This is a genomic window from Adonisia turfae CCMR0081 (assembly GCF_011009555.1).
GTDB lineage: Bacteria > Cyanobacteriota > Cyanobacteriia > Phormidesmidales > Phormidesmidaceae > Leptothoe > Leptothoe turfae.
The window spans coordinates 1367132-1391556 of the sequence record NZ_QXHD01000004.1 but is presented as its reverse complement, the minus strand read 5'-3'; the positions used below and the strand labels follow the sequence as shown (position 1 = coordinate 1391556).

Genomic DNA, 24425 nt, shown 5'->3' with positions numbered 1-24425 from the left:
CCTTATGATATCCAAACAAACTTAGTTGGAACTAGGGGTAATCTAGCATTAGAAAGACTAAAACATCTTTTTAGAGTGAAATAGTCTTGGGTAGATGCACACGAGCAATAAACAGCGAAGAGCCCTATTTGACCTCGACAAATTGTCCTAGCAACTGGACGGCATTTGCTTGATTTTCCAAAGTAACAAACTGCCCCCCTACTTGATTATTTTGAGAAAACCCTGCAAGGCATAAAGCATATTGCTTCCCATCAACGATTACAGTTTCTTGAGATCGACTATTATTGATAGAAACCGTATCAGGGCAAGGTGGGCCAAACCCAGGTGTTTGAGGACAGGTTCCATTGACACCATCATTCGGTGTTTCATTATGGTCAAACTGGAAATTGAAACTCACTTCAACTCCATTAATGGTTACCGTTAACTGCAAAGTAGCAGAACGGATGCTGTAACCATAAACAGGATAGTTGTGATGAACAAAGGTTCCTAAAACAAAATAAGAACCATCCAGAGAAACTGATGCTGAACTAATGCCTTCAAAGTAATAGGAACTTTGCTGGCTTGTATAATTTCCCTGTCCCCAACAAATCTGGTTCGTCCCAACACCAGTTAAAGACGTTGAGCCAGGAACCGCTTCAACGATATTTGACCAAACCCCAACAGTACTTACAAACAAGGCGAGAGATGATATCTGTTGAGTGATATTTCCAAATTGACCAGGAATGATATTTCCAGATTGACCAGGAATAACGTAACCCGTTTGGCCAGGAATAACGTAACCTGTTTGCCCTGAGCTCCCAGAACCTGGTGGGCAACAACAAACCACAAAAATTGGTGGTACTTGGGGAGGCTTACTTGATCCGGGAGGCGGCTGGACAGGTGGGTCTATGGTAGGTTTGGTCGGGGGACATACGGTTCCTCCACCCCCACAAGGCCCACAAGGCTTAGGACATTTGGGGCGGCAACGAGGACTTCTTCTACGACAACCCATAGGAATAATTTTCTCCTCAACGAATAACAAAGGTGTTCAACTATATTTCTCAGATGTCAGAGTTGGAAAATTCTAGATTCAAATATCTTGAAACTGTCCAACTTGACCTCCCAATTTAACCAGGTTTTGTTGCTCTGATCGCTCAGGGAAGAAATCTGAATCACAGATGACACTTTGAGCAATGGCACGACCCAGGCGCGCGGCCTTGACATTATTCTTTGTGTCCATATCTGCCTCTAGGCTAATAGAGGCAAAAAATCGCGCATCACAAAAAATCCCACAGTCAACAGTCGTTTCATAGTCAACTTCAGCGACTTCAATATGAGAATGCAGTTCACATTCATAACATGAGCTTTTTTGTTCATTGCCGATGCGTCCTGCTTTAACCAAGGCCGTTTCAATACTGATTGAGCTATGGTTACTACAAAAGACGAGCGAAGGCGATGATGATGATGATGGAGATAGGTGGCAATTTTCTATCTCAAGATCTGAAAAACCTGTGACATTAACAGAAGCTAAATCTAACCCTTTAACAATCACAGAAGAAGCATAGCTTATCGCCAGCCCGAAGTCAGCATCTTCCCGTATGGGCATGATTTTCACGACACCAGGATTAGTAGGAGAGCCAATAATTTCTACCTGTCGTGCATCATGACCATAGATTTGAACCGCATCATAGGTTCCTGGTTCAACCACAATGATGAGATCAAAGTTTTGGCTAAAGTCATAATTTCTATTGGCCCAAACAACAGCATAATCAATGGTTGCAAACGGGTTAGTGTCGGTCCCTTGCCCCGTTTCGTCAGAGCCAGTAGGGGCGACGTATAGTTTTAAGCTCGCAGTTAAGATCTGCTTACTCTCAGAAATAAGCATTGTTTTAGACATGATGGCAATAAAAAAATACAGCAGCAGTATTAGTTAGCGCTAACAGCAGCAGAAGGGGTATTCACTTCCACAAACTGGCACAGAAGTTGAGCAACATTCACCTGATTCTCCAAAGTGATAAATTTGCTCTCAATTTGGTTGTTTTGGAAAAAGCCAACAATACATAAAGCGTATTGTCTACCATTGATGGTCACTGTCTCTTGAGAGTAATTATTGCTAATTGAAACAACATCAGGACAAGGTGGAGAAAAGTTAGGCGTTAGAGGGCAGGTTCCATTGATGCCATTATTAGGCACCTCATTGTGGTTGAATTGGAAATTGAAATTGACATCAACACCGTTGATTTTAACTATCAACTTCAAGATGGCAGAGCGAATACCATAACCATAGATAGGATAGTTGTAGTGGCTAAATGTTCCTAAGGTAAAGTAAGTACCATCTAAAGCAATGGACATCGCTGCGATACCTTCAAAGGTATAAGCGCTTTGGTTACCTTGAGAACCAGGATTTCCCCAGCTAATCTGATTAGTCCCAAGCCCGTTCAAATAGGTGTAGCCAGGTGCAGATTCTAGGACATTTAACCAAATCCCAAGGCTGCTGATAGAGAATACGGTAGACGATATTTGTTGTGTGACCGTTCCTGTGCCACCACCAATGACCGTTGGCCCTGTTACTACTCCACCCGGAAAACCTGTTCCAGGACGTCCACCACTCCCGGTTATTGTTGTCCCAGTTGTAGTACCGCCACCAATGACTGTTGTACCGCCACCAATGACCGTTGGGCCTGTCCTGCTACCACCATTAATAATCGTTGAACCAGAAATACCGCCACCAACTACTGTCGGGTTTGTTTTACCACCATTAATAATCGTTGAACCAGAAATACCGCCACCAACTACTGTCGGGTTTGTTTTACCACCATTAATAATCGTTGAACCAGAGGTAACACCACCAATGACTGTTGGGTTGGGGTTGCCACCGCCAATGACTGTTGGGCCTAGCTTACCGCCACTAATCACCGTTGGGGCTAGGTTCCCTGGGATGACACTGGTTGGTTGCCCGGTTATGTAAATTGGCTGCACGGGTGTTGGGCAGGGACAGGGCGGACAAACAATGACGTAGCAGGGCGGGACTGTAACTGGCTCCACAATCTCTGGTGATGGATCCTCAATCAATACCAACTTGCCATAAATTTCAGCCTTGTTATCTCGACTCTCAGCCGTTTTGAAGTTTCTAGTGACTTTTCCACCCTGCAAAAAACCAGTGATGGTCAGTGCGTAAACTTTTCCCTGAATGGTGACTTTTTCTTGGGACGTAATTTCTGGAATGGAAACAATATCTGGGACAGGCCCAGGAACATTGGGAGTTTCATTGTGCTGAAATACGACGTCAAACTCTTTTATGCCTGCGCCCTGAATATTAATAGACAGTTTAAGAACTGCCCCGGAGATACTATAATCCCCTGTAATCGTATAATTGAAATGAGTAAATGTCCCTAATAAACAGTCTTCCCCATCTAGGGTGAGAACTGATTGAGTTAAACCGTCAAATCGATAGGCACTTTGTCGATTTTGTGGATTGTCTGTAGTATAAGGCACCCCCCAATTGACCTGGCTTGTAGCAATTCCACTCAGTCTACTTTTTGCCGTATCTCCCTTATGTTTAACCGAAGTCCAAACCCCTGAAGTACTTGCTGTTACGCTTGCAGAAGTTGGAATTAAGGGAGGGGGGATGATCGGGGGTGACGTACTGGCAATAATGGATGGAGGCATATCAATTTCTCCTGAAATTACCTGACCCCATCGTAGTCAAGGTAATTAGGAAAAGTAAAGACGGAAAGGTCGGTCAAACATTTGTTTTTTCGACTCATTGAGTGCTGTATTTTAAAAGGATTGACATTCCTCATAACAATTGATTTGTAAAAATATATATCTCCAATCTGTTAGGATCTGCATCATTCCCTTTATGCTGGTTTTATTGACACTGGCCAGCAGAGCGAGAAAATTTGGGCACTGAAGTTATAGACGATTTTAGCTATTGATTATTCAATGCTACTGCTGTATAAGCAAGCAACCCCTCAAAAACGGTATTCGTCAGCTCAAATCAGGTGAACAGGGTCAATACTACTGATATAAGGATTGCCAGAGGTAAACCATGAAAATCAAAGTCCAATCTCTGAGTCTATCTGTATTAACAATCCTATGTCTTAATTCAACAGCAGTAAGTGTGCGTGCTAATGAGAATCTGGAAAATTATCTAGAAAATACACCTGCTTTAACGAATTTAGAAACATCACAAGCGATCGCACTACTCAGTCAGAGCAGCCAAACAATCTCTCTTACAGGTCAAGATTTAACCACAGCGGATGTGGTTCAGGTTGCTAGACATGGAGCTAGGGTCACCATTAGTGATGAGATATTCGCGCGCGTTCAGCGTTCCCATGACATCCTCTTATTGGCGGCTGAAAGTGGACACCAGATTTACGGACTGACTGCCGGAGTAGGGCTGAATAAAGATCAGGCATTTGTCGATGCTAGCGGTGGCTTAAGTGAAGAAGTGATTCAGCTCTCTAGAGAATTTAACCGTAAATTGATCTACGCCCACAGCGCGGGTGCAGGGCCTGAAATGTCCGAGGAGGTGGTGCGAGCCATTATGGCCACTCGGCTCAATTCTATTCTCTTTGGCTCAACGGGTGTCCAGCCTAGAGTTGCAGAACTCTACCGAGACTTCTTGAACAATGATATTACCCCTGTCACGCCTTCGCGAGGGTCCGTTGGTGAGGCTGATATTACCTTAATTACCCATATCGGGCTCGCCATGATAGGCGAGGGAGATGTGTATTTTCGAGGTCAAAAAGTCCCAGCACGTCAAGCCTTGGATGCCGTTGGGCTAGAACCGCTAGTCCCCTTTGGTAAAGATGCGCTTTCCATTCTTAGTTCCAATGCCTATTCAGCCGCCCTTGGAGCACTGGCGATTGAAGACTTAAGGCAGTTGCTGGAAGTCAATAAGCTTTTGTTTGTCCTGAGTTTGGAAGCCTTGGATGGCAATATTGAACCGTTTCTGCAAGATACCCATGTCATCCGCCCCTTTCCCTATGTCAATTCAGTGGCGATGGATATTCGCACACTGTTAGCAGATAGTTATTTATGGGAGCCATCCGAAAATCGAGCCCTCCAGGATCCCCTAAGTTTCCGCACGGGAGCCTACACCTTGGGTGCGGTGGAGCGATCGCTAGCAGCGTTGGCAACCCAGGTGCAGATTCAACTCAATTCTTCAGATGATAACCCTGCTGTGGTGCTAGATGTGGTGGCCCCTTCGGATTGGCCTGAAGAAGTGTCCCATTATGTGGATAAAGACGGGCTGACAGGAGCTTTGATTCCAACGGGAAACTTTTCGCCGTTACCCTGGGTGATTTCGTTTCAGGAGGCGGCAATCGCCCTCAGCCATTTGTCCAATGCCTCGGCTCAGCGCACCATTAAACTGGCAGATCCGCACTTTACCTATCTCAGTCGATTTTTAGGCACTGAAAATACCTTTCATGCCTATGGTGCCATCCAAAAAGTCTTCGCATCTTTGGCCGCAGAGAATCAATCGTTAGCGCTTCCCGTATCTATGGATTTGGTATCAATCGCAGGGAACATTGAGGATACATCAACGAATGCCCCTCGCGTGGTTCGGCGCTTTCACCAAATGATTGACAACCACTATTACATTCTGGGAATTGAAATGATGCATGTTGCTCAAGCGATTGACTTGAGACAGCAAGCCTACCCAGATTTGAGATTATCGGGAACAACTCGATCTTTCTTCAATGATTATCGACAGGTGGTTCCGTTTTTAGATGTTGACCGCGTTCTTACCCCTGACATTGAAGGTTCTTATTTATTTCTCAGAGAATATCCATTGAACTAATCTTTCTCGATAACTTGATATAGCGATCGCAAGTGGATATTGGTGAGGTTTGAACTTGCATCGCTATGGTCGTATGTGTGGGATACAACAGACACAGGCTGACTTACCCATAGGCAAGCTCAAACATACGCTGACCATGCTCAGGATTTTAATTGATGTAATCGCAGGAATTTTTCATTGGGAAGGATCTAAAAAGCTTTTAAAACATTTGCCAAACATGCCCGCGAAGGAACTTTATTGATTCTTGGAGTTTACAATGCTTTTTTGTGTGTAGGCAATTTCAAGACCCATGTTACATATGATATTCCATCGGGCAAATATGCCGGAATATCTAAAGCAACATTTGATTTTGTCGACCTTGAACAACGATTAATTGGTAAACGCATCTAGGCTATTTCGAGTTTAGAAGATACAGAGAGAGAAAATTATTTTGAGTTTCGTTTGTTTTCAGCAATGGAGCTGGAATACGATTTAAACGACTATGGGTTTAAGGTTGTGGAAAAAATCGACATTTCAAAAGAAAAAACACACATCCTCTTTCATGTACGTTGTTTATTGTGTCTGTGTCTCAGGGAGAGTAATCAGCATTGACCTTCAAAGTGGGCTATGACCTGGCTTGACGGCCAACGATTGGCTTTGCGGGGTCTATCTTCGAGCTGATGGGAGTATAGAAGACAGCCATTATCATCGGCGTTCCCTGAATGAAACCATGATGTATCACATCAAAACCATGTTCACAGGAAAGGTGTCTGCACATTATTGAAGGCTAAGAAGGCAGTCAGCGTAAAGCCTGATTATTCGATCATTTAGCCTGTTTGAGTCAGATTAAATATAAAGAAAAATAAATAAGTCGGAATTGTCGGCTATAAATTGAAACTCAGGCGATTTTCAAGATTTACTACTTATAGGCTGATAAGATTGTGAAATGGAATCAAGCGTTAATGGGTAAAGAATTTATCATCAATGGGAGACTTTCTGGTAAAGATTCTAATCAGTGTGGTAGCCCAATGCCATAAAGCATTCAAACATTGAAGGATGCAGTCATTTGATGTGGACTAAACTTGTAGCATCATCCATAATTCATGCTATTAATTATTCTGTTAGAGATGAGATCAGGATGATCTCATTTAAGGTGAATTTACCAAACAAGCTGACTTTAGTTTGCCGATCGTCTGAGTTGGAGCTAACTTATGAGCGACAATTCCGTCAATTCCGAACTATTCATTATCACTGTGTTGTTTTCTCTTTGGCCTAAGATTAAATTACCGAACAATCCGACTTTACTTCGCTAATATCTGAGGCTAAGATAATGGTGTGAGTGATTCTCTAGCATTTGTGTATTATAGCAACTTTCACTCACGCAAGGTGCATCAAACTCAGTAGCTGTCAGGTCTTTACGCTTAATCCCTGTCCCTCATCAGATAGAGAAACATTATAAATTGTCATCCAAAGGTCGAATACCCTTCGGCTCTTCAGTAATGTCAAACAAAGTACTCGGCTCATCAGAAGTCTGTATTGCTATTTTGGATGGTCAAGTTGACTTGAATCATCCCTGCTTTCAAGGAGCAGACTTGACGTTGCTTCCTTCTCTCGTAAGTGATGGAGTGGTCTCCGATGGTCGAATGTCACTCCATGGTACTCATGTTACTAGCATACTTTTTGGTCAACCAGGAAGTCCGGTTGTTGGAATTTCTCCTCGCTGTAAAGGGCTAATTATTCCAGTCTTTTCTGATGGCGGACGATCCCCGTCCCAGCTTGATTTGGCTCGGGCAATTGAACAGGCGGTCAACGCTGGCGCACACATCATTAATATCAGTGGAGGACAACTAACGGATGAAGGAGAAGCGGAAGGTTGGTTAGAGCGTGCGGTGCAGCTTTGTCAAGACAACAATGTCTTAATTGTTGCCGCCGCCGGAAATGATGGCTGCGATTGTTTACATGTTCCTGCTGCCTTACCCGCTGTCTTAGCGGTAGGGGCCATGGATGGCGAAGGTCAACCGATGGCGTTTAGCAACTGGGGAGAAATCTATCAGAAACAAGGCATTTTGGCTTCTGGGGAAAATATCTTGGGAGCCAGACCTGACGGGGGTACCGTTCAGCTGAGCGGCACGAGTTTTGCCACACCGATCGTAGCTGGTGTGACCGCGCTGTTGCTCAGTTTGCAGATGGAGCGAGGAGAAACGCCTGATCCTCAAAAGGTGCGGACGGCTATTTTGCAGACGGCATTGCCCTGTCATACCAATCCAGAACAGGGACATCAATGTTTGGCAGGAATGTTAAACACTGCAGGCTTATTTGAATTGTTTACAGGAGGAATAATGTCAGAACCATCCGAAGCTATTGTGGCAGCAGGCTGTGGCTGTGGCAATGGGGCAGATATAGGCAATCCTGGAGAAGGTGAAATGGAAGAGATTAGCTCATCAGGTACACCGGACGAACAGATGGCAGTTAGGGCTCAGTCTGAAGTGGGAGAAAATGCTCACCCTGAGGCACCGCGCGACCTGGTGCCAGCGGGCAGTGCTCCGCCCGTTGGCACCTCAGTTGCTCCGTCAATTCCCGCTGTTGCGGTGGCCCAGCCATCGCTTGATCAAATATCCACTCATCAATCATCTAATCGCAAATCCTCCATGTCTAAATTTGTGACTGCCAGCCAAGCGCCGAGCGATTTGGTCGATAGCCAACTTGTTTATGCCCTTGGCACCCTCGGATACGACTTTGGCTCTGAAGCCAGACGCGATTCATTTAAGCAACTGATGCCCGCCTATACTACGGGAGACGTGACGGTTCCTGCGAATCCCCACGATGCTCGGCAAATGGTGGATTACTTAGGTGCGAGCCCGTCGGAGGCGCGATCGCTGATCTGGACGTTGAATATTGAATTAACACCGGTCTATGCGATCGAACCTGAAGGGGCCTACGGTCGTGATGTTTATGCTGCTTTGCAGGAATTACTGGCAGGGCAGGTACAATCTGAAAGCAGTGAATCCTATGTGGAACGGGTCAGCATCCCTGGTATTTTAACGGGGCGTACCGTTAAGCTATTTTCGGGCCAGGTCGTGCCGCTGATTGTGCCCCAAAGCCCACGGGGAATCTATGGCTGGAAAGTTAACACCCTCGTCAATGCGGCCATGGAAACGGTGCAAACAACGGCTGAAGGTGCCAGTGAAGAGGCGATGCGGCGTACCCTGGGCAGCTTCCTCAACCGGATTTACTACGATCTGCGTAACCTGGGCACCACATCCCAGGATCGGGCCATTAACTTTGCGGCGACTAATGCGTTTCAAGCCGCCTCTGCGTTTGCTGAAGCGGTGGCCACCGGGATGGAATTGGACAGCATCAATGTGGAGAAAAGTCCCTTCTGTCGACAGGATAGCGATTGTTGGGATGTGAAGTTGAAATTCTTTGATCCTGAAAATAGCCTCCGCGCTAAGAAGATCTTCCGCTTCACAATCGATGTGAGTGATTTGATTCCTGTGACACTGGGCGAAGTTAGAACCTGGTCGTCACCCTATTAAACAGTCTTCTTTCACCCAAAGAAGCGGCCTGACCCACCGATTGAAGTAGGTAAAGGCCACAGTAGACTGACAGTCGAGACTTTGAACGATTAAGTCTATTTACTGCTTCAAAGACGGGTCGAAACTCAAATGAACTCATGATAGGAGAAATGTCTTATGGACAAGAAGAACTTGATGCCTAACCAGGCCAGCCCGATCAATCGGATGACTACAGGGCAATTGCCTCCAGAACTAGCAGAACTAGCCGAAGAGACCTTGTGCAGCCACGACGAAGCGATCACACCATCTGGTTCCTGTTTCTCTAATATCAGCTGTGCTGCTGGTGGTGTTTTTGGTTTCGGTATTGGTGGTTTTAATGATGCTAAGTTTTGTGCTGGCCTTTGCTCTTATGAGGGAGATGACACCGAGTAGTTTCTACTGCCATTTTCTCATTTTTGCTTAGCATTTTAAGAGATGCTTGGCAGCGTGGGTTAATCCACAGCTTTTCGCAAAAAAAGTTTGCATACCAACAGTCTTCTTTTACTCAAAGAAGCGGCCTGACCCACCGTTCGAAGCAGGCAAAAGGAAACAGAAAATGAATAGCTGACTTTTAACGGTTCAGTTTATTTACTGCTTCAAAGACGGGTCTAGAATCAAGCAAAATATTAGGAGAAATTCCCATGGACAAGAAGAATCTGATGCCTAACCAAGCCCATCCGATCAGTCGGTTGACGTCAGGGCAACTGCCTCCAGAATTGGCGGAACTAGCTGAAGAAACCCTATGTAGCCATGACGGAGGAGATATTGCACCGTCTAATGCCGGTAGTGCTTCTATCGCCTGTGCTGCTGGTGGTGTTTTTGGTTTCGGCATTGGTGGTTTTAATAGAGCCGAGTTCTGTTTTTGTTCTCATGACGGAGATGATGCTGAATAGAGCCTAATAACATCATGAGGCAGACGTGAAAAGGTAGAAGTTAGAAATAGCATTTAGCTTTTACCTTTTTACGTCAAGCTTCTTCAAATGCCATTCAAGACTCAAACGAATCCTGAATATAGAATAAGACACCCATGGATAAGAAAAACCTGATGCCCAACCAGGCTCACCCAATTAGTCGCATCACTACCGGTCAACTGCCTCCAGAACTGGCAGAATTGTCTGAAGAGACCTTATGCACTTATAACGAAGGAAACATCGTACCGTCTAGTAGTGCCGGTCTTCTCTGTTTCAGGATCGTTATTTGCAATGCCCTTGGTTTCTTTGGGGCAGCTGGGGGTGGCTTTAATAACGCGAATTTCGGCACTTGCTCCTATGCCGGAGATGGCGTTGAATAGGGTCTGCTTCTAATAACATATTCTGTTTGAAAAGATTAGGAAAAGTACAAAGAGAGCAACTCATATCCTCCTTTTTTCCTAATTTCTCATTATTGATTTATCTCAATTTAGTCAAAGGACACTAAATCCATGAGACTTCCCAAACAATCATCACCAGTCAAGCGTCCTGACCTAATCCAACCCCACGAAACCGTGGATGTTGTTCACGGCAGCATTGAGGAACTGGTCTCCATTCGGATAGACTTGCTGCATGGCGCTAACTATAACGATCCACCCGCTTTTCAACACCGTACTTATCAACAACTCAAAGGCTCTAGTTGGGGCCATAGAAGATAGATACCCTCCTCTACTTTTTAAGTCATAAAAGTAATTGAGTCCCGAATCGTTGTTTTCCCTCAGTGGAGGATGATCGCCTTGTGGCTATCTTATTACTCAAGCAGCGGTTCATCAGTATAGAGATTTGGCGCTATGGCTCAAGTAAATTCATCCCAGCAACCAGATAACACCCCAGCCTCGAACTCTCCTGCTCTTTTATCGGTTCTTTCCTTTAATGGCCAGGGTGATTGTGTTGATTTAGGGGTACAACCACACTTTAAAGTCCAGAAACATTTGACGCTAGAACTTTGGGTCTGGATCGAAAGCCAACGACAATGGGCCGGCCTAATCTCTAAGATTTTTGATACGGGGTCTACGGAAAGTGGGTACGGGCTATTGCTAGATGGTAATAGCGGCGTCTACTTTGGTGTAAAAGTTCCTCGTCACCAGATGGAATACCTGAGTAGTGGTGCCGGTACTGTGCCCTTGAAAGAATGGCATCACATCGCTGCAACGTATGATGGCAAGTGCTTGCGCGTGTATGTGGATGGTGTGGAAAAAGCGCTTCAAACCCTGGCTGATTCCAGCATTGATTACGTCCCCGATAACAATTTGCGACTTGGGATGTACCGGGATGATAATGAGACTTACGCCTTTCACGGCAGCATTGCCGATGTGCGCTTGTGGGAGGTCGCCCGCACCCAAGCTGAGATTCAGGGAGCAATGGGTCGTCGTCTCACCGGTACAGAAGCGGGTTTAATAGGTTATTGGCCCATGGCTGAAGGGACTGGTACTACTACTAATGACCACACTACAAATGCAAGCCATGGAGCCATTAGTGGAGCGAGCTGGAGCGAGTCAGCCTTACCTATCCTCAATCCCACTGAGGCCGCTGAAAGTTCTGCACAGATCGCGACAGTAACGCTGCCTAACAATAGCACAATCAAGCTGAAGTCGTGGAAAGGGGATTACCTGCATCGCCCTGACTCGGCTCAAGGCGTTACCAGCTGGAGTACGGGCGTTGGGAACGAATGGATCGTTGAAGCGATCGATAACAACAAAATCAAGCTGAAGTCGTGGAAAGGAGATTACCTGCATCGCCCTGATTCGGCTCAAGGGGTGACGACCTGGCATACAGGCGTTGGGAACGAGTGGACGGTTGAAGCGATCGATAACAACAAAATCAAGCTGAAGTCGTGGAAAGGGGATTACCTGCATCGCCCTGATTCGATCCAAGGCGTGACCAGCTGGAGTACGGGCGTTGGTAATGAGTGGGTGCTGGAAACAATCAACACCCCAACATCAGAGTCTCCCCAAGTATTACAGTTTGATGGCCAGGATGATTATGTAGCCGTTGCGATTGCCCCCTGGGAAACATCAACCTTTTCCATCGAACTGTGGGCTAAGGCTGCAACTATCTCCCAGAGAAACTACTCTTCCTTGTTTAATAGTTGGGATGGAGCGACGCCAAAGGGGTCTTTCCAACTAGATATCTTGAATGGCTCTTATCGGTTTCTCCACAGCAATACTCAGCTTTTGTTCACACAGGTGAGTGAAGAATGGCTGCACTTAGCTGTGACCTATGATGGCTCGACCTTGGTTACCTACGTTAATGGTGAGATTGCTAACCAACGGAAGAAAGCCTTAACCATTAGCTTTAAAGACTATATTTTTGGTCGCAATCGTAATCGCGGATGTCTATTTAAGGGGGAATTGAGTGAGATTCGCATCTGGAATCGAGCTAGAACTCAAGCTGAGATTCAGGCAGATGGAACCTGCCGCCTGACCGGTAATGAACCGGGGTTAGTCGCCTATTTCCCAATCAGTGAAGGGGTTGGCAACACCACAAATGATAAGACAACGGATGCCAAGCAAGGCAACATTTATGGTGCCACTTGGACAACTTCGTCTGGCTTACCAATCGCAGCTGGAACACCTCATCAGCTAGATGCCACAACAACTCAACCGGAGACAATTCGTCAGCCAGAGACCACGACTTCTCCAGAGACCACGAATCCACCAGAGACCACGAGTCCACCAGCCATGACAACACAACCTGATACAACAACGTCTACTTTGAGATGGGTTTTACAGTTTGATGGGATAGATGATTATGTTGAATTGCCACCGGCAAGCATTCCTTCTGGTAAGGAAATCACCTGTAGCTTTTGGGCTTTCGGCGGAGATGCCTTACCCAATAATAATTCACTATTTGCTGCATTTGATGCGGCGGGAACTCGCCTTCTAAACATCCATTTACCTTGGGGGAATGGATCTATCTATTTTGATTGTGGCTGTGTTAATAGCACCTATGACCGCATAAATAAGCAGAGTAGTCCAGCTGAGTTCAAGGGTAAATGGTCCCATTGGGCGTTTACTAAAAACTGTGCAACGGGCGAAATGAAAATCTATTTGAATGGTGATTTGTGGCACAGTGGATCGGGCAAGACCCGCCCTATTCCCAAGGCCATCAGAGCCCAATTTGGCAGCTATGCGGCTGGTTCTTATCACTATCAAGGAATGTTGGCGGAAGTTCAGTTTTGGAATTACGCCCGTTCCCAAGCCGAAATTCGGCAGTCTATGAACTCTGCACTAACGGGAACTGAAGCTGGATTAATCAGCTACTACCCCATGCAGCGAGGTGCAGGCAACACGATTCTCAACAAAATTGGCGACACCTACGACGGCACCATGCAGGGGGCCATGTGGATGTCTAACGCTGGTCTGTCGATCGCCCCTGTTCCTGTCAGTCCACCAAGACCTACCCCTATGCCACCTAACCCAGTCACTCCAATCACAACTTCTCCCGCTCAACTCTCTATTATCGAAAGTTGTCAGCCTGTCTTAAAGCTGGGGCAAAATCATCAGGGAATTGCCGTTGGTAGCGGTGCCCTGTCGCCCCAGGGACAATTCACCCTAGAAGCTTGGATTTGCCCCAGCGGCATCACTGGACAGCAAGTGATTCTGGCAGATGGAGAAGCTCTGTTGTATCTGGAAGGGGGCGACCTTAAGTTTCGAGCTAATGCCAATGCTGAGCCCCTTGCCTCCAAAAATGCTGGCCTGACGGCGGGCAATTGGTATCACGTTGCGGTGGTTTGCAGCGGTTCCCAGGCTGATGGCACCAAGCTCTATTTCAGTGGTGAACGAAATGATAATCAGCTGGCGAGTGGCGCGATCGCATCAGGTGGCAGCACCTACCTGGGGGGCCATCCCAACCTGGCTGATGCGAAATTCCAGGGCTATTTAACCGAGGTTCGGGTCTGGCGATTGGTGCGATCGCAAGCAGAAATCAAAGCCAATATGTCCTACCGCCTCACCGGTCAAGAACTGGGATTGATCCGCTACTGGCCATTGAATGAGGGTTCTGGAGCCAAGATTTCCGACAAAACAACCTACCGAGCACCCGGAGATCTGATGGGTGAAATCACCTATGAAGAAGTAGACGTTCCCCTAAAACTACAGCTCGAACCCCAGGAGCGATTAACCCGATCCACCGGATTGGAAGATTATGGCTACTGGTATAGAGAAATGGCAAAACAACAGAAAGCAAAGACAGAGGCAGATCCCCCTTTCCTGCGGGGCCGGATCTGGCGATGAGTGCCCTTGGAAACTCTTCTTCTTGCCGCAAGCACCTCAGTCTATCTGAATGAAGCATGAAAAACCCCCAAATCAAGCCCCATTTCCGTCTAGAAATCATTGAGCCCAAACACGTTTATCTGTTGAGTGAATATTCCACCCAAGCACTCACGGGAGGGCTTTACTGCCAAATTTTGCCCCTGTTGAATGGACAGCACACCCGTGAAGAGCTGATTCAAAAACTGGATGGTCAAGTGCCACCTGAGCATATACATTACGTGCTCGATCGCTTGCAAGACAGAGGCTTTCTAACGGATGCGGCCCATGAACTAACCCCAGAGATGGCGGCATTTTGGAGCGGGTTGGGTGTGGAACCTCAGCAGGTGGCAGAGTACTTACCGCAGAGCCAGGTAACGGTGACGGCGATTGGAGCAACGAATCCTCAGCCGTTGCTCGATGCTCTCCAGGCGATTGGCATTCCAGTGCAACAACGACAGTTAAAGGACTGCCTAGGAGCGGGGGCAGCTAGGAAAACAGAAGCCAAGAATTCTTTATGGGTTGTGCTGACGGATGATTATCTTCAGCCTGAGCTCAGACAGATTAATCAAAACGCCTTGAGCACTCAGCAACCCTGGCTGTTGATCAAGCCCATGGGGAATATGCTTTGGTTCGGCCCCATCTTTCATCCCGGTCAAACGGGGTGTTGGGCCTGCTTAGCGCAGCGCTTGTGGGGCAATCGCGAGGTGGAATCGTCGGTGTTACGGCAAAAAGGGAAGCTGGGTCAGCGCGGGAACGCAAGCGATCATCAGGCGTGTTTACCCGTAGCATTTGCTGAGTTTCCGGCGATGGTGCAGACAGCCATTGGGCTGACGACAACTGAGATCGCAAAGTGGCTAGTGCAGCAGAGCATCACAGACTCACCGATCCAGACGTTAGCCGGAAAAGTGATCACACTGGATCAGGCCACCCTGACATTAAAGACCCATCAATCACCCCATCGTCCGCAATGTCCTGCTTGTGGCGATGCTGACTGCATCAGTCAACAAGTTAATCAGCCGCTTGCCCTCGAAAGTCGCAAAAAGTTGTTCACCCAAGATGGGGGACATCGGGCTTTTACCCCAGAACAAATTGTCAGCCGTCATGAGCATTTGATTAGCCCGATTACCGGCGTGGTCAGCAGTCTGGTGCGCTCGTCCGCCCCGGATAATTCTTTTGTGCATACTTACAGTGCTGTGCATGCCTTTGGGTCGGCGGCTAGCCTGAATCAACTGCGGCAATCGCTGCGGCACAAAAGTGGTGGCAAAGGCAAAACCGATCACCAGTCAAAAGCCAGTGGATTCTGTGAAGCGATTGAACGCTATTCGGGCATCTATCAGGGCGACGAACCCAAAGTGAGCGCCACCTTTATGGAGTTGGACGGGGCCGCCATTCATCCCTACCAATGTTTGCTATTTAGTGAGCGACAATATCAAAATCGAGAGCAGTTGAATCAGGCAGCACGGGTCGAGCATGATTGGATTGCTCAACCCTTTGATAACACTCAAACCATTGATTGGACGCCTGTTTGGTCACTCACCGAACAAACCCATAAATATCTCCCCACCGCATTTTGTTATTACAACTACAAATTACCCAAAGGGCAGCGCTTCTGTTCGGCAGACTCCAACGGCAATGCAGCCGGTGGAACATTAGAGGATGCCATTCTTCAGGGCTTTTTAGAATTGGCGGAACGGGATAGCGTGGCTCTCTGGTGGTACAACCGCTTACCGCGTCCGGGGGTAGATTTAGCCAGTTTCAACGACCCCTATTTACTAGATTTGCAAGCCTGGTACAAAACTCACCAGCGAGAACTGTGGGTCTTAGACTTAACAACAGACTTAAACATTCCAGCCTTTGCTGCGGTTTCTCGGTATACCGGTGACGATCAAGAATACATTGTTGCTGGCTATGGCGCGCACTTCGACCCTAAAATTGCCATCTCACGCGCGGTCACAGAGGTGAACCAGATGGGAGGCCACCTGCCAGAAAAGCATCCTCCCACCGAAGCAGATTCGGCCCTGAACTATTGGTTCACCCAGGCAACAATCGCCAACCAGCCCTATCTGGCTCCTGCCCCCCAAGTCCCGTTCAAACAATACACTGACTATCAGCAGGAGTGGAGTGATGACATTCATCAAGATGTCTTGCAGTGTGTTGAAGTCGTCAGACGAGCAGGACTAGAGATGTTGGTGTTGAACCAGACTCGTCCTGACATTGGCTTACCTGTGGTTAAAGTTATTGTGCCGGGACTGCGCCACTTCTGGTCACGCTTTGGGGCCGGACGCCTATACGATGTGCCGGTAAAACTAGGTTGGCTGTCGGCATCGCTGGCAGAAGAGCAGATGAATCCCATGCCCATGGTGTTTTAAGATGGCTGATCTTTTCACTCTCTCCTTTAGATCCGATATTACCCTTGAGGTGGAAGCCGAGCAGATTGCCTTGCGATCGCCCCAACAGACCCTGACATTGGATCATCCTCAACCGGGTTTAAAGGCCGCCTTAGAGCACCTAAAATATTCAGCACTCACCCTCACCCAGTTGGTGGCTAAGGTGGTAGAACTGGATGGGCCTGAAGCGGGTCTCACCTTTGAGCCTGAATTACAAAAACTGATTCGCCTGGGCTGGATCTGCCATTCTGTTCTTCCCCTGGTAACGGCTATTCCAATTACGGATAATTACCAGTTCGAAGATGGTAGTGCAGATGGGCCATGGCAACTACCAACGCTTTCTCGCTTTGCTTTTTTGCATCAGGACAACCAGCAATTCGTTCTAGAGTCTCCCTTATCCAAAGCCAAGATTGTTCTGTGGGATTATCGAGCTGCTGCGATGGTGGCAAAGTTGGCTACCCCTAATAAATCTCTGACCTTAGAGGAGATTACAGAGACACTGATTGATCTAGATACTGCCCAACGCTTTATACAGTTATTAATCGCCACTGGCATGGCAATTGTTGAACCTGAACCTAAGGCGTTGACCCACTGGGAATTTCATAGCCTATTGTTTCATCGTCAAACTCGATTGCAACGATTAGACGACCCACACCAAGCGGAATTGCCTTTCTTTGAAGATCGCGATCGCTATCCCACCCTCAAACCCCCCATGGGCGATCAGGTGATTTCATTAGTCAAACCTGATCTGGCCCATGTGACAGCCAACGATATGTCACTAACCCAGGCGATCGAGGCGCGTCAGTCCCTTCGAGAATATGACGATCAGCCCATTTCGATTGATCAATTGGGAGAGTTCTTATATCGCTGTGCCAGGGTGAAAGAACTCTCTACCCTGGAAGAAGATTGGCTCAATATTAAAGAATTCACTCAGCGCCCCTACCCTTGTGGCGGAGCCTTATATGAATTAGAAATTTATCCCGTCATCAATGAGTGTGAGGGGTTGACGGCAGGGCTCTATCATTACCAACCCCTCGCCCACACATTACACCTACTTGTTGATGGACAATCTCCCGTAGAAAATTTGCTTTACGATGCCTGGAAGGCAACGGGACAACAAGATATTCCCCAGGTTCTGTTAATCATTACAGCCCGATTTGGTCGCTTGTTCTGGAAATACCCCAGTTTTGGTTACGGCTTAATTTTGAAACATATTGGCGTGCTATATCAGACCTTTTATTTGGTGGCCACAGCGATGCAATTAGCCCCCTGTGCGATCGGATCAGGGAACTCAGAGCAATTTTGTAAAGTGGCCGCCCTGGATGAGATTGAAGAAGCATCTGTCGGAGAGTTTAGTCTCGGTTCATTAAAGCGAAATAATCACGAGCTGCCCTAAACGTTTCACCTGTCTGATAACGCCATTCACCTCTCATTTAACCTGAAGCTACCATGCCTGACTTTGCTGCTATTCCTGGATTTGCTGCCCTCCAATCGCTGACCCTTGGAGATTCTCGCATCAAAATCGCGGTTTTGGACGGGCCTGCCGATCTTGATCGCACCTGTTTCAAAGGTGCCAATTTGAGCCGAGTCAACCCCTATTGGCAAGAAGAGCTGGAGCCCATTGATCCGGTCTATATTCAGCAGGAACTCAAAATCAGAGCACTGACGGAGCAACGAAAAGCGCTGAAAAAGTCCATGAAGGAATGCGAAAAGCAGGATGCAGAGATTATCCCTTCGACTCCAACCGATGGCAACGATGAGCCGCGATCGCAATTAAATGCTCAGGTGACACCCTCTGAGTTAGGGTGCACGACTGGCCCACTGAAAACCATTTTTCATGCTTTGCTAGAAGACATGGATGCCCCTTTGCGGGAGCACTATCGTCAGTTAAGGGATGCCAAGCAACTATCATCGCCATCGCCCAAAACCCTCCAAAACATTGACCATACCGCTGCCATTGACGCCTTAGAAGCAGAAATAAAAGAGCTGGTAGAAGCGATTCCTGAATCAGTGAAAATACGTTTGAATGGGGTTTTCCACGCCACAGGTATTTTTGGCACAATGTTTGGGCAACCGGGCTCTCCAGTCGAAGGGATAGCCCCCCACTGCACAGCAATCAACATTCCCCTGTTTGAGACGGCAACAACCGGTGAAGCTCTATCCCCCCTGAGTCTAGCCCATGCCTTTAACCTGGCACGGGACCTGGGGGTACATATCATTCATTGTGCGGCTTGCCACCCTACCCAAACCGGATTTGCCCACGAAATGATTCAGAAAGCCGTCCAGCAATGCCAGGAAAACAATATCCTAATTGTGGCTCCGGCAGGCAACGACAAGGGGGAATGCTTTTGTGTTCCTGCCGTGCTTCCCAATGTTCTGTCCGTCGGCATGATGAAAGATGATGGGCAACCTGCCAGCTATAGCAATTGGGGGGGACAATATCAGCATCAAGGCATTCTCGCTCCGGGCGAAAACATTGTAGCGGCTCAACCTGGCACTGATGAACCTGCTCGTCAAGAAGGTACGAGTTTATCCGCTCCCCTGATGACCGGTCTCTCTGCGTTATTAATGAGTTTGCAACTGCAACGCGGTGAGCAACCGAATGCAGAAGCTGTGCGGTTGGCTTGGCTGAATAGTGCCCTGCCTTGCGATCCTGAAACGGTTGAAGAACCCGAGCGCTGTTTGGCGGGTCGGTTAAATCTTGCGGGTGCTTATCACTGCCTGACTGGACAATCGTTGCCTGGGGTGCAGCCGGCTACGGTCATGCCGTCAACTATAACGCGGCCCACGGCCAATCTTCTGGCCCTCGGCCTGGTTGAACCGGCACCGATCCACGCCCCAGTTGCACCCCTCAAAGCAGCACCTAGCCCTGAACCAATCTCACAACCCGTTTCTCTCCCCACTGTTCTCCCTGCTGCCGCCTCTGCTCCAGTCGCCCCGCCAGCGACGACCCTTTCTTCAGCGACTGTGACACCCAGTGCAGTCTCCAACAAAGTGTATGCCTTGGGAACCATCGGCTATGACTTTGGCACTGAAGCGCGACGCGACACCTTCAAGCAAAAGATGCCAGCTGTTGCCAGTGATGGCACGATCGTGCCGGCCAATCCCTATGATGCTCGTCAGATGGTGAACTATCTGGATCAGAACCCAACGGCAGCAAAATCGCTCATCTGGACACTGAACTTAGACTTAAATCCCATCTATGTGGTTGAGCCTAAGAATGCGTTTGCTAATGATATTTACGAGACTCTAATCCAAATGCTAGCGGGGCAGTTGGAAGCGGAAAACAGCGAAGATTACATTGAGCGGGTGAGCATACCTGGGCGCTTGCAACATAAAACGGTAGACCTGTTTTCGGGACAGGTTCTGCCTGTGGTCGAAATTGAAAATTCGCGGGGAATGTATGGTTGGCAAGTCAATGAATTAGTCCGTTCGGCCTTGACAATGGTTCGCGATCGCATCCCCACAGCTACCGATGTCGCCATGCAGCGTTCATTAGACAGTTTTTTGCAGCGCATCTACTTTGAATTGGGAAATTTGGGACAACTTGCTCGGGAGCGCGCCCTTAACTTTGCCGCCACTAATGCCTTCCAAGCTGCATCTACTTTTGCTGAAGCAATTGCCCTAGGGATGCAACTTGATAGCATTGAGGTTGAAAAAAGCCCTTTCTGCCGCATTAATAGCGACTGCTGGGACGTGATACTGATGTTTTTAGATCCAGAAAACAATCATCGAGCAAAAAAGGTATTCCGCTTCACCATTGATGTAAAAGATACCGTTCCAGTGACGTTAGGGGACGTGCGATCATGGTCAGTACTCCGATAGTAATCCCTCAGGAGTATTGGAAGATTACTATAAAACAAATCTCTTTTACCCAATAAATTTAGAGAAAATTCAAAAATATAGATAGGCGATGATTCCTTGCAAGGAATCATCTATCGCATCCTCTGCAAAGACTACTAGACCAATAGACATATAGATGTAGTATATTTCAAAATATAAACAAACAAAGGTAAGAAAAGTCGGAAAAGTCGGAAGACCTCTAATAACTTACCTGAGTTTAATATTTATGTGAGAATGTTTAGGTGATTTCCTGTAGAATCTCTAGTTCCTGTAATCGCCTATGAATTCTGATGAAGTTCTTCTGGCCATTGAAGAGCGATTTCTTAAACGGAAGCTAACTCCAGCAGAGCGGATCGTTCTAGGACAAACCTGGAACAAACAAACCTATGATCAAATGGCCAAGCATTCAGGCTACGGAGATGCTCACCTCAAAGACACAGGCTACAAGCTGTGGCGAGCCATCTCTCAAGCTCTTGGACAGCGCGTCACTAAGAAGAGTTTACTCTTCGTGTTACAAGAACACCTACAACCGCTCTCATCATCACACCTACAACCGCTCCCATCATCGTCGAATCTAACCAAGACTTTTGTGCCTTTACATACAGAGGCACTATCAGCACGACGACCGTACCTATCTGGCCCCCTACCGCCTGATTCTCCGTTCTATATCCAGCGTTCTCCAGGCGAAGAATTAGCGTACTCAGAAATTCAGCGCCCCGGAGGTTTTGTGCGGATCAAGGCACCTCAAAAGATGGGGAAAACCTCCCTGATGTTTCGATTGATTGAAATTGCCCATCAAAACAATTATCAAACGGTCCATCTCGATTTACAAACCGTGGATCAAGATGTCTTTAGCAATATTGACACGTTTCTAAAATGGTTTTGTGTACGCAGCAGCCAATCATTAAAGTTAGCGCCAAAACTCCTTGATTTTTGGGATGCCTCCATGGGGCACAAGGTCAGCAGTGAACTCTATTACCAGGAATATCTGCTGGAAAATAGGAAAACGCCTACGATATTGATTATTGATGCAGCTGAACGACTGATTGAACATCCTAAGATCGCCCAAGATTTTTTTCCGCTGCTGCGTTCCTGGCATGAAAAAGCTCGATGGAACTTTCTTTGGCGTAACCTCCGTATTGTCATTGCACACGCTACCGAAATCTATGCTCCATTAAAAATCCATCAATCACCCTTGAACATTGGTCAAGCCATCAAATTACCTAAATTCACTGCTACCCAGGTGGCAGAATTAGCAGCCCGCTATGGTGTGGCAAAAAGCAATGACACATTAGGAAAAATCCTTGTAGATTTGGTCGGCGGACATCCTTATCTGGTAAATATCTTTCTATATTATCTGGCTACGGAGTCCCTATCGATCGATACATTACTCAAAACAGTATCCATGCCATCCGGTATTTATGGGACTCATCTGCGGAATTATCTAGCGCTCCTAAAAAAAGAGCCAGAGTTAGCTATTTCTTTCAAACAAGTGGTCTCTTCCACAACAGGTGTGGAACTAGATGCTGTTGCTATGTATCGTTTAGAAAGCCTTGGTCTTATTACCATCAACGGATATCAGGCCATCCCTAGCTGCAATATCTATCGTTCATACTTTCAACAACAACTTAGTGTTTAGAGATACAGAATTAGCAAACATTAACATTTCCTTGTTTTTAGTCTGTTTTTTGATTCGCTCACCATGAAGATTCAAACTTTAAAAGTATCATTTCATATGAAATAAAAAGAATGCGTAAAGTCGCTCTTCAGCCGTCTTTTCCGACTTTACTTACTTTTGTCTTTTGCTATATATGTAATGTATTCACAACTGAGAATACAGTAAATTAAAAGGCAACTTAAAAAGTTTGAAAAGACTCTTTGATGTTTGCCAATGCGGATCATTTTATTGGTCCGCATTTTCTTATGTAATTAAATACTAACTCAACTATCTCTTGACTTGGCTGAAATTAGTTTATCTTTCTCACATCTAGCTTTTCTTTAAACCAAATCTACTGGAGAAATCTACAGGATATGGCACGGACTCCTCTATTTAGCTTGTTTTCTCGCGCTCTGAGGTCTGCAACTCTTGCGAAGCTTTACCGAATGCCTATTGATGAACTGTATGAACTCCAAAAAAATCAAAAGAAAGGCAGACTGGGACGACGCAAATTCTTGAAAACAGCTGCTGCCTTTGGAGGTGGGACAATGCTGGCCACTGGGAGTCAAGGGCTTCGAAATGTCGTGCTTGCCCAGGCCGTTAATCCTCCGAAAATTGTGATTGTGGGGGCAGGCCTTGCCGGACTTAATGCCGCTTACCAATTAAAAAAAGCAGGCCATCGCGCCACAATTTACGAAGCCTCGAACCGTGTCGGTGGCAGGATGTATACAGTACACGATGCCATTGGAGAAAATGCCTGGGTGAACCTCGGAGCCGAGTATATCAATAGCGATCATGAGGATATGATCGCCCTGGCTGAAGAACTGAATATTCCCCTGATCGATCGCTTTACTCCCGATGAGCTGGCATTGAAGAATCTGTATTATTTCGACGGGCGCACAATTTCTGAGGCCGAACTGGGAGAAGCACTGATCCCCATTGCCGAACGAATTGCCGTTGATGCCAAGCGGCTGGATGAAGATTGGGATACGGTTAGCGTTGAACTGGATGCCCTCTCGGTTTCTGACTATTGCGATCGCCTTGGCATTTCAGGATGGGTGCGAGAGCTTATCGAGACTGTTATGGTTGCAGAAATGGGACTTGAAACTGACGAGATTACCGCTCTCAATCTAGTTTGGTTGATTCCCAGCGTCGGTGAAGACGGGAGCGTTGAACCAACGGGGGAGTCCGACGAACGATACCTTGTCCAAAATGGGACTCAGGCCATCACTGACGCGATTGCCCAACAGGTGCAAGGCCAAATTGAAACAGGAATGACCTTGACTTCTATTCGCAGCCAGGGTGAACGATTCCGACTCACATTTAACTACAGGGATGTCGATGCGGATATTGTTATTCTTGCTATTCCCTTTAGCGTTCTTCGCCGCATTCCGCTACAGTTGGACCTACCTCGATCCCTACGTCAATTCATTCATCAAGTAGGTTATGCCAATAATGTCAAAGTCGCTACGGGGTACAGCAAATCTATTTGGCGAGAACAAAAATTAAGTGGGGTGGGGCATACCAATCTTCCTTACCAAACCTTTTTTGAAACCACGCAACTTCAAGAAACAGAAATAGGATCTCTCACCTTTTACTTAGGGGGAAATGTTGGATTTGAGAGCAAGCGTTATAGCGTTCGCGAAAATGCTCGAATCTATACACAAATGCTCAATGATCTAATTCCTGGTTTAGCAGCAGCCTGGAATGGCAAAGCAACTCGCCTACACTGGCCAACCCATAATTATGCCCTGGGAAGTTATGCCTGCTGGCAACCAGGGCAGTACACCGGGTTTATGCAAGACTATGTTTATATTGAAGGGGAAGAGGAGCAAGAGTTTGCTGTGGGGAACTTAATCTTTGCTGGAGAACATACCAGTGATGAATACCAGGGCTATATGAATGGTGCGGCACAGTCAGGACGTTTGGCAGCCCGTGCTGTCTTATATCGGCTCTTTCGACTCTTAAGTTGACTACTGAAGTATTTTCCCCTTAA

General features: G+C 46.9%; 15 protein-coding genes. 12 read left to right on the top strand and 3 right to left on the bottom strand.

The genetic code is table 11. The annotated features are described in order from the left end of the window. Positions 1-124 precede the first annotated feature (124 nt). The 3 genes from DXZ20_RS10065 to DXZ20_RS10055 form a co-directional block, all read right to left on the bottom strand. Positions 125-676, bottom strand: coding sequence for a choice-of-anchor K domain-containing protein (locus DXZ20_RS10065; RefSeq protein ID WP_163697939.1), 552 nt, complete (start codon positions 674-676; stop codon positions 125-127). 393 nt (positions 677-1069) lie between these two features. Next, positions 1070-1876, bottom strand: a complete 807-nt coding sequence (locus DXZ20_RS10060) for an acetylornithine aminotransferase (RefSeq protein ID WP_163697937.1) — start codon at positions 1874-1876, stop codon at positions 1070-1072. 29 nt (positions 1877-1905) lie between these two features. Then, complete coding sequence (locus DXZ20_RS10055) at positions 1906-3648, bottom strand: choice-of-anchor K domain-containing protein (protein ID WP_163697935.1); 1743 nt, start codon at positions 3646-3648, stop codon at positions 1906-1908. A gap of 382 nt (positions 3649-4030) precedes the next feature. Here DXZ20_RS10055 and DXZ20_RS10050 point away from each other — a divergent pair, with 382 nt between their 5' ends. From DXZ20_RS10050 to DXZ20_RS09995, 12 genes are all read left to right on the top strand, one after another. Beyond that, a complete protein-coding gene (locus tag DXZ20_RS10050) occupies positions 4031-5788 on the top strand; it encodes an HAL/PAL/TAL family ammonia-lyase (protein WP_163697933.1) in 1758 nt (585 codons plus the stop codon). Positions 5789-7266: 1478 nt separating this feature from the next. Further along, positions 7267-9303 carry a S8 family peptidase gene (locus DXZ20_RS10045; protein ID WP_163697931.1) on the top strand — a complete coding sequence of 679 codons (2037 nt, stop codon included), beginning with the start codon at positions 7267-7269 and terminating at the stop codon, positions 9301-9303. A gap of 156 nt (positions 9304-9459) precedes the next feature. Further along, positions 9460-9714 (top strand): DUF5837 family cyanobactin class RiPP, encoded by a 255-nt coding sequence (locus DXZ20_RS10040; RefSeq protein ID WP_163697929.1) that lies wholly within the window; start codon positions 9460-9462, stop codon positions 9712-9714. A gap of 248 nt (positions 9715-9962) precedes the next feature. Then, positions 9963-10214, top strand: a complete 252-nt coding sequence (locus DXZ20_RS10035; protein ID WP_163697926.1) for a DUF5837 family cyanobactin class RiPP — start codon at positions 9963-9965, stop codon at positions 10212-10214. A 134-nt stretch (positions 10215-10348) separates the two neighbouring features. Further along, on the top strand, positions 10349-10612 hold the full coding sequence (locus DXZ20_RS10030; protein ID WP_163697924.1) for a DUF5837 family cyanobactin class RiPP: 264 nt from the start codon (positions 10349-10351) through the stop codon (positions 10610-10612). A gap of 129 nt (positions 10613-10741) precedes the next feature. Next, positions 10742-10948, top strand: a complete 207-nt coding sequence (locus tag DXZ20_RS10025) for a cyanobactin biosynthesis system PatB/AcyB/McaB family protein (RefSeq protein ID WP_163697922.1) — start codon at positions 10742-10744, stop codon at positions 10946-10948. A 132-nt stretch (positions 10949-11080) separates the two neighbouring features. Beyond that, the gene (locus DXZ20_RS10020; protein WP_163697920.1) at positions 11081-14524 is read left to right on the top strand and encodes a LamG-like jellyroll fold domain-containing protein; all 3444 of its coding nucleotides are present in this window, start codon (positions 11081-11083) and stop codon (positions 14522-14524) included. Between the two features lie 56 nt (positions 14525-14580). Then, entirely contained in the window at positions 14581-16911 is a 2331-nt protein-coding gene (locus tag DXZ20_RS10015) for a TOMM precursor leader peptide-binding protein (RefSeq protein ID WP_163697918.1), read from the top strand. Between the two features lies 1 nt (position 16912). Further along, complete coding sequence (locus tag DXZ20_RS10010) at positions 16913-18325, top strand: SagB family peptide dehydrogenase (RefSeq protein WP_163697917.1); 1413 nt, start codon at positions 16913-16915, stop codon at positions 18323-18325. Positions 18326-18378: 53 nt separating this feature from the next. Further along, positions 18379-20754, top strand: coding sequence for a S8 family peptidase (locus DXZ20_RS10005; protein ID WP_163697915.1), 2376 nt, complete (start codon positions 18379-18381; stop codon positions 20752-20754). A 298-nt stretch (positions 20755-21052) separates the two neighbouring features. Further along, the gene (locus DXZ20_RS10000) at positions 21053-22411 is read left to right on the top strand and encodes an AAA-like domain-containing protein (RefSeq protein ID WP_163697913.1); all 1359 of its coding nucleotides are present in this window, start codon (positions 21053-21055) and stop codon (positions 22409-22411) included. 392 nt (positions 22412-22803) lie between these two features. After that, on the top strand, positions 22804-24402 hold the full coding sequence (locus DXZ20_RS09995; RefSeq protein WP_163697911.1) for a flavin monoamine oxidase family protein: 1599 nt from the start codon (positions 22804-22806) through the stop codon (positions 24400-24402). Positions 24403-24425 lie beyond the last annotated feature (23 nt).